Origin of the sequence: Nonomuraea sp. NPDC049709 (assembly GCF_040674815.1) — a bacterium.
Lineage (GTDB): Bacteria > Actinomycetota > Actinomycetes > Streptosporangiales > Streptosporangiaceae > Nonomuraea.
Genome location: NZ_JBFANM010000067.1, coordinates 60652 through 67474 on the forward strand (window position 1 = coordinate 60652; position 6823 = coordinate 67474).

The following is a 6823-nucleotide window of genomic DNA, read 5'->3' on the forward strand; positions in this document are numbered from 1 at the left end:
TTATATCCAGCAAACTGCGTCATTCGCCCAAACCCCTAATCCACGCCACACTCCCCGGCCCGAAATCGCGCGCTTTGTCGAGGCGTGGCAACACAAACTGCAATCTCCCTACACGTGCTCATGGCTACCGGGATGATTACCGACCATGGGTCAACCGATCAGATACGCGGACGCGGTCCGCCTGTTGGGCGGTAAGGGAAAGGTCATCGTTGCGCTCGACAAGATCATGGGCGGTCTGCTCCTCGGCACGGCCACAGCCGGCTTCGGTGACGTCCTCGGGCTGATCGATGCGAAGGCCGAAGCCGTACGTCTATTGCACGAGCTCATCGGGCCGCTCCGCGACAAGCTCGCCGGGCTGAATCGCCATTCACGAACGGAATGTCTGCAGGCGGCATATGCCACCATCGTCATGGCGGCTTTCTTCGAAGCACTGGACGACGTCGACCTGCCGCTGTCCCTGAAACAGCTCAAGCTGACCCGGGCCGAAGCCCTCGAGATCAGCGACACCGAAGGGCTCAAGGACCTTCAAGAGCGCAGCGAGATGGTCTTCAACACGCTCCTGAACGCCCGGGTCATGACGCCCGAAATTCATCGACCCTACGAAGACACGCTGAGCGCCCTGGGCGGCCACTACCGAACCGTCGCGGCCGCTCTCGGTCGTTTCATGGCAGGTCTCAAACTGTGGGAGGACCTGCCCGCCAGTACGCAGGACCGAGGATGGGTGGTGATGCTCGGCGAGTTGCCCGAGGCGGCCAGCCGTCGTTACGAGAATCTGTACCTGCGGCTGAAGCTCGACTTCCCCGAATTCGCCTTGTGGTCCGACTCCGGCCAGCACACGGCCACTCGCACCGTCATACGCAGCGGCCTGGCCGACCTCGAGCACAAACTAGCGTCGATCACCTGTCACCGCACCCTGGACCACCAGTTGCAGAGCATCGCCAAGGCGAACAGGTCTCCGCTCTCCCTGCCGCTTCACGGGGGCGCCGACCTGCCGCGCGGGCTCAACCTGCCGAGCCTCGCGGAGGGCTACGTCGACCCGCACTTCCGGGTGATCAAGCCGACGGCCGAGACCGAGGTCAGTTCGGACTCCTCCTGGACGAAGAAGCCCGTCCACTCCAACATGTCGGCGTTCCTGGCCGGTTTCCTCACCTCTCCAGGGGCGACGTCCGCACCGTTGGTCGTCCTCGGGCAACCGGGAGCGGGCAAGTCGCTGCTCGCCCGAGTTCTCGCCGCCCGGTTGCCCAGTGACCAGTTCCTGCCGATCTATATCGCACTTCGGCGAGTCCCCCTGGAGATCTCCCTCATCCCGGACCAGATCTCCTATGGAATCCGGGACTACACCCACGAGAAGATCGAGTGGGCGGACCTCTCTCGCTGCGCCGTGGACGCCGGCGTGCTGCCCGTCCTCATTATCGACGGCCTGGACGAGCACATCCAGGCGAGCGGGATGCAACGCACCGACTACCTGGACCGGATCTCGGACTTTCAGCGCCGCGAGCAGGAACAGGATCGAGCGGTGGTGGTGATCGTCACCAATCGCACGGCGGTCGCCCATCGATGCACCGTGCCGGTCGGCACCGTGGTCATGCGCCTGGAACCGTTCAATCGGGAACAGATCAACGAGTGGCTCGGCAAGTGGAACGAGACGAACCGGCAGTATTTTTCCGATCACGGGCTTCGGCCGTTCCCGCACAAGGAGAAGCTGCCCCAGGAGGAACTCGCCGGCCAGCCGCTGCTGCTGCTGATGCTCGCCCTCTACGACGCCGACAAGAACGCACTACAGCGAGAATCGCGATCCCTGAAAAAGACCGAGCTGTACCGGAAAGTGCTGTCCAGTTTTGTGGAGCGCGAGATCAGCAAGAGACATCCAGCGATCGCCGCGGACGCGCTGGAGACCAAGATCCGGGAAACCCTTTCCCTTCTCGCGGTCGCCGCATTCGGCATGATAAACCGGCGACGCCAATGGATAACGCGCGAGGAACTCAACGCCGACCTCGCCACTTTGTCGGGCGGCAACCCCGCACAGTCGAGCAACGCCTTCGAGCAGGCCACCCTCGCCGACCACGTGATCGGCGGATTCTTCTTCATCTGCCAAACGGAGGCGAGCCAGGACCACACGGCTCTGCGCGCATACGAGTTCCTGCACGCCACCTTCGGCGAATTCCTCGCGGCATTCCTGCTTTTCGAGCTCCTCCATCGCCTGTCCGTCCGCCGCGTCGATCACGACCTGCCGTTCGGGAAGGCGTTCCAGGACGGGCGCCTGTACGCGCTGACCTCTTTCACCATCCTGTCGATGCACCGCCCGGTCCTCGGCTACCTGAAGGAGATGGTGAGCGTCGACGACCCGTTCGGGAGCACGCTGGCCGAACTCATCGCCAACCGCGAGGCGCGTACCGACCGATCCTGCGCCGCATATCGCCCACTGCCCGTCCCCACCATGGACCGGGCGATCCGCTACAGCGCCAACCTGATGATCCTGGCGGCGACGTCCGCCCATGAGGTCAGCGTCAAACAGTTCCTGGCGATCGACGGAGATCCGCTCGACCAGTGGCAGCGGCTCTGCCTCCGCTGGAAGTCAGCATTGCACAAGGAGGAATGGATAGTCCTCCTCCAGACATCCATGACCAGGCGCCAGAACGTGGACATCATCTATTCGCTGAAATGGCTGCCGGAAAGCCTCGACTCGAACAAGCCCGACATCATGCCGGAGGCCCTGGAACTTGCCGAGGACCTGCTGTTCTGCAAGGACCGTCATGCCAGATCAGTGAGGCTTTTGCATCCCCTGGCGGCGGGGTGCTGGTCACAGCATGATCGCGACTGTGGTGTTCGCCTGACGACGTAAGAAGCCCCTGGTAGATGGATTGATCACCACAACCAGATCCGTCACAACCAGGGGCCTCGGATGCTGTTCTATCGCGCCGCCATCGATTTGTCGCGTGCAACGCTTAACTACGTCGCCGGGGTGATCCGCCGGCACCGCAAGGCGATCGGGTCGGCCTGGCGGCTGCTCACCCCGGGGCAGCAGGCGCTGCTGGTGCTGGTCTACCTGCGCAAGGGCGAGACGTTCACCGAGCTCGGCGCCGGCTTCGGAGTGTCGACGGCGACCGCGTGGCGGTATGTGGAGGAGACGGTCGCGCTGCTGTCTGCCCGCTCGCCCAAGCTCGGGCAGGCGCTGCGCCAGGCGAAGCGGGACGGGCTGCACTACCTGGTGCTGGACGGCACCCTGATCCACATCGACCGAATCGCCGCCGACCGGCCCTACTTCTCCGGCAAGCACCGCGTACACGGGATGAACATCCAGGTCATCGCCTCGCCGAACGGGACGATCCTGTGGACCTCCGGAGCCCTGCCCGGCAAAGCCCACGATCTGAGCGCCGCCCGCATCTGGGGCATCCTGCGCGCGCTGGAGACGGCCGGGATCATCACCCTGGCCGACAAGGCGTATCAGGGAGCCGAGGGCCCGGTGCTCACCCCGTACAAGGGCAAGAACAAGCCTGCCTCCCAGAAGCAGGCCAACCGCGCTCACGCCAAGCTTCGGGGTCCCGGGGAACGCGCGAACGCCCAGCTGAAAAGCTGGAAGATCCTCCGCAAGCTACGCTGCAGTCCGAGCAAGGCCGGCCACCTCTGCAAGGCCATCGCCGTCCTCCAGAATCACCGAGTTGCGCAGGCAGCGTGAGGATGAAAAGCGTTCAGTGGCGGAGACCCCGGATGGACGGGCAATGGACCTGCTGCTCCAGCGGCTGCGCCACGACGTTGTGAACATGAGTCCCGACAGCGCCGCATCACGCATCAAGGAACTGGCCCACGACGAACAGATCCGGCCCGTTCGCCATCGCCTCATCTCGTGCGCCCTCGACCTGGTCGCCCGCGACCACACGACGATCGACCTCCTCCTCGAGCTCTTCACCGAAGAAACTCCCGCATCCATCAGGGTCGAAGTGCTCGTCACTCTGATAGAGCTCGACCTCGACCCGCTGGAGGTCCAACCCATGCTGGAGAAGCTGAAGGTGAGCTCCTATCTCCTCGCCGCTGTGAAGGCGGACGATGTTCGCCTCTTCCGCCGCGCGCGCCGTATTCTCGAGCTCGAAGGATCCCGATACGGCCTCCTGTGGGCCCTGGACGACCCGGCCGTCTCCTGACCGCAGCCCCCGAGCAGGGCAGCACGATCAGCGATCGTCACGGCTCTTCCCGGTGTGCCGCGGCGCGGGCGTTCTGGGACCTGGTGGAGGGGGCTGGGCACCACTCGGCCCGGAGGTCGGCGCGGCTCGTCAGGAGATGTGGCTATCTCTTCGCCCACCTGCACGACAAGCGCTTCGGCTTCTTCCCCGACACAGGCTCGGAGATCTCCCGCGAGTCGTGCGACAACCCCGCCGGCTGGTCGGCTTGACCACGTACGACAACCACGAGATGTGGATCGGCGACCAGCCGGGCAGCACCGTCGGCAGAAACCACCTCCCGGCCTGGAAGAAGCTGTTCGAGGAGGACGCTGTTCGAGGAGGACGAGCAGCGACGCCACGGCCGGCAGCGGCTACGTCCGCTACCGGCACGCGGAGGCGGGACCGACCTGGACCCTCTGCGACTCGCAGTAGCGGACGTTACGCGAGGTCGTCCTCCCGCCGGAGCGAGGGCGACCACTCCGGGAGGGTCGGTTTCTCCAACGGAGGGCTCCGCCCGCCTCGACTTCGACGACGTCACCCGCCCCTGAGCACCCCATGAGGAAGGCCACCACGACGGGCGGGGGTCGCCGCGAACTGGCCGACCCAGTACGCCGTGCGGTCCAGGTACGCGGTCTGGGCCGAGGCGCCGGTGCGCCCGTAGGCGCCCTCGTAGCTCTGGTAGCCCGCCCGCGCGACCGCCGGCTCGATCACGCTGCCCTCGTGCCACTCGTTGAAGGAGGTGATCGACATCCACGTGGGTCCGGTCCGCAGGGCGTTGGACCACTCCCGGTCGTAGGTGGCGCCGTTGTCCCGGGTGAGGGTGGGGGTGGTGTTGCCGGGCACCGCGCGGTCGTCGACATAGCCGGGCCCCACGGACGGGGCCCACACCAGCCCGTGCCGGCGCGCGTGGTCCGCGGCCTGCTGCCAGCCGGGCGCGGTGGCGCCGGCGATCGCGTCGTAGGTGTACATGCCGTTGAAGTTCGCGATCTTGGTGGTGTCGGTGGTCTGGGCCAGGATGACGTTGCTCTGGTTCACCTGGCTCAGGGCGGACCAGTCGGTGATGCGCAGGCTCTCGAAGACGTAGAACGCGTTGCTGAAGGCCGGGTGCGAGCCGTACGTCTGGTTGATGTAGCGGATGTCGTCCACGGTGGAGGTCGCGCTGCGGCCGGAGTAGGGCTCCAGGTGCCAGGCCACCTTGAGTCCCTCCCTCGCCGCCGCGTCCAGGACGCCCCGGGCAAGGTTGTCCTCGTAGCTGCCGCGGCCCCACCAGCTCAGCACCACCACCCCGACGCCCGCCTGTCTGATCCACTTCATGTGCTGGGCCACCGCTCCGGTGAAGTCGCCGGAGTCGTAGGCGCCGAGCGCGGGGTAGAAGTCGGCGCCGATGTCGTCGGGAGGGGTGCGCCCGCCCTGCTGCCAGTGCCGCCAGCCGCCGTTCACCTGGGGCGAGCCGTACCAGGGGTAGTAGAAGACGTGCACCTTGTCCGACGCCGGAGCCGTACCGCCGCTCCCCAGGGTGATGGTGTCGATGTCGAAGAGGTTGCCGCTGCCGCCGGTGAAGACCAGGAAGAGCGGTCCCGTGGCGGAGCCGGTCAGCGCAGTGGTGACGTTCTGGAAGCTCTCCCACCCACCGGTCACGGGCACGGCCACCGAGCCGAGCAGCGTGCCGGTCGCCGACCCCGAACGCACCTGGATCGTCCCGCCCACCCCACCGGACGAGACCCGCGCCGAGAACGTCCTCGCCCCACCCGTGTCAACGCTCGAATAACCCGCCCAGTCGCCGTTGTCCACGTAACCCAGCGTCCGGCCACCGCTGGCCGGCGCGTGCGTGGCCACCTGCACCCCGGAACCCGAGGTGTACGACTCCCCCTCGACGGTGACGGTGCCGCCGCCGCTCAGCTCCTTGACGCGGATGTTGCGGAAGGCGACCTGGTCGGAGGCGCCGTGGTTCTGGATGCCGATGTGGCCCTGGCGTAGCGAGCGTGCGGGGTCGGTGTTGGTGAAGTCGTTGATCTGCACGCCGTTCAGGAAGACCCGGAGCCGTTCGCCCTCGACCAGCAGCTCGTAGGTGTTCCACGCGCCGGGTGGGTTGAGGGCGGCGTCGCGGGCGGCCTGGTCGGCGGCCTGGAAGCCGTAGATCGAGCCGGTCGTGCGGTCGGGGGTGTCGGTGGCGTCGATCTGCACCTCGTAGCCGTTGTTGATGGCGGACTGCGGATCACCGGAGGCGGGGAAGCCGACGAAGACGCCGGAGTTGCTGTCGCCGGTCAGCTTCCAGTCCAGCTTCAGCGAGTAGGCGCCGAACTCCTTCGCGGAGTGCCACAGCAGGCCCAGCCCGCCCTGCGAGGTCAGGGTGGCGTCCTCCTCGGTGAAGCTGCCGGGGCCGGCCTGGGACCAGCCGGTGGTGGAGCCGTTGTAGAGGGTGGTGTAGCCGTTCTCCGGCCGGCAGTCCGCCTTGGCGGTGCCGGCGGCGTATCGGATGCCGCCGAGCAGCTGGGTGCGGAAGGCGGGGTCGGTGTAGGACTCGGCGGTGTGGCCGAGGCCGGTGTAGAAGGCGCGGCCCTGGCCTTGGGAGTGGCACCAGGTGATGGGGTGGTCGCCCATGTCGCCGCCGCTGTAGCTGGCCTCGTCGAGGGTCTGCAGGACGCGTACGGCCGGGCGGGGGTTGG

General features: G+C 66.7%; 5 protein-coding genes. 4 read left to right on the forward strand and 1 reads right to left on the reverse strand.

Annotated elements, in window-relative coordinates; genetic code table 11:
• The first annotated feature begins 145 nt into the window (after nt 1-145).
• Genes AB0J69_RS46080 through AB0J69_RS46095 form a run of 4 tightly spaced genes read left to right on the forward strand, consistent with a single transcriptional unit; the run spans nt 146 to nt 4387 of the window.
• Nucleotides 146-2842: a hypothetical protein gene (locus AB0J69_RS46080; protein ID WP_364131910.1), complete on the forward strand. Its 2697-nt coding sequence runs from the start codon at nt 146-148 to the stop codon at nt 2840-2842.
• 60 nt (nt 2843-2902) lie between these two features.
• Complete coding sequence (locus tag AB0J69_RS46085; protein ID WP_364131912.1) at nt 2903-3676, forward strand: transposase family protein; 774 nt, start codon at nt 2903-2905, stop codon at nt 3674-3676.
• A 43-nt stretch (nt 3677-3719) separates the two neighbouring features.
• Entirely contained in the window at nt 3720-4139 is a 420-nt protein-coding gene (locus tag AB0J69_RS46090; RefSeq protein WP_364131913.1) for a hypothetical protein, read from the forward strand.
• Nucleotides 4109-4387: a hypothetical protein gene (locus AB0J69_RS46095; protein ID WP_364131915.1), complete on the forward strand. Its 279-nt coding sequence runs from the start codon at nt 4109-4111 to the stop codon at nt 4385-4387. Before AB0J69_RS46090 ends, AB0J69_RS46095 begins: the two co-directional genes overlap by 31 nt.
• 304 nt (nt 4388-4691) lie before the next feature.
• On the opposite strand, the gene AB0J69_RS46100 is transcribed toward AB0J69_RS46095, so the two are convergent.
• On the reverse strand, nt 4692-6823 hold a 2132-nt coding region (locus tag AB0J69_RS46100; protein ID WP_364131916.1), incomplete at its 5' end, for a family 16 glycoside hydrolase.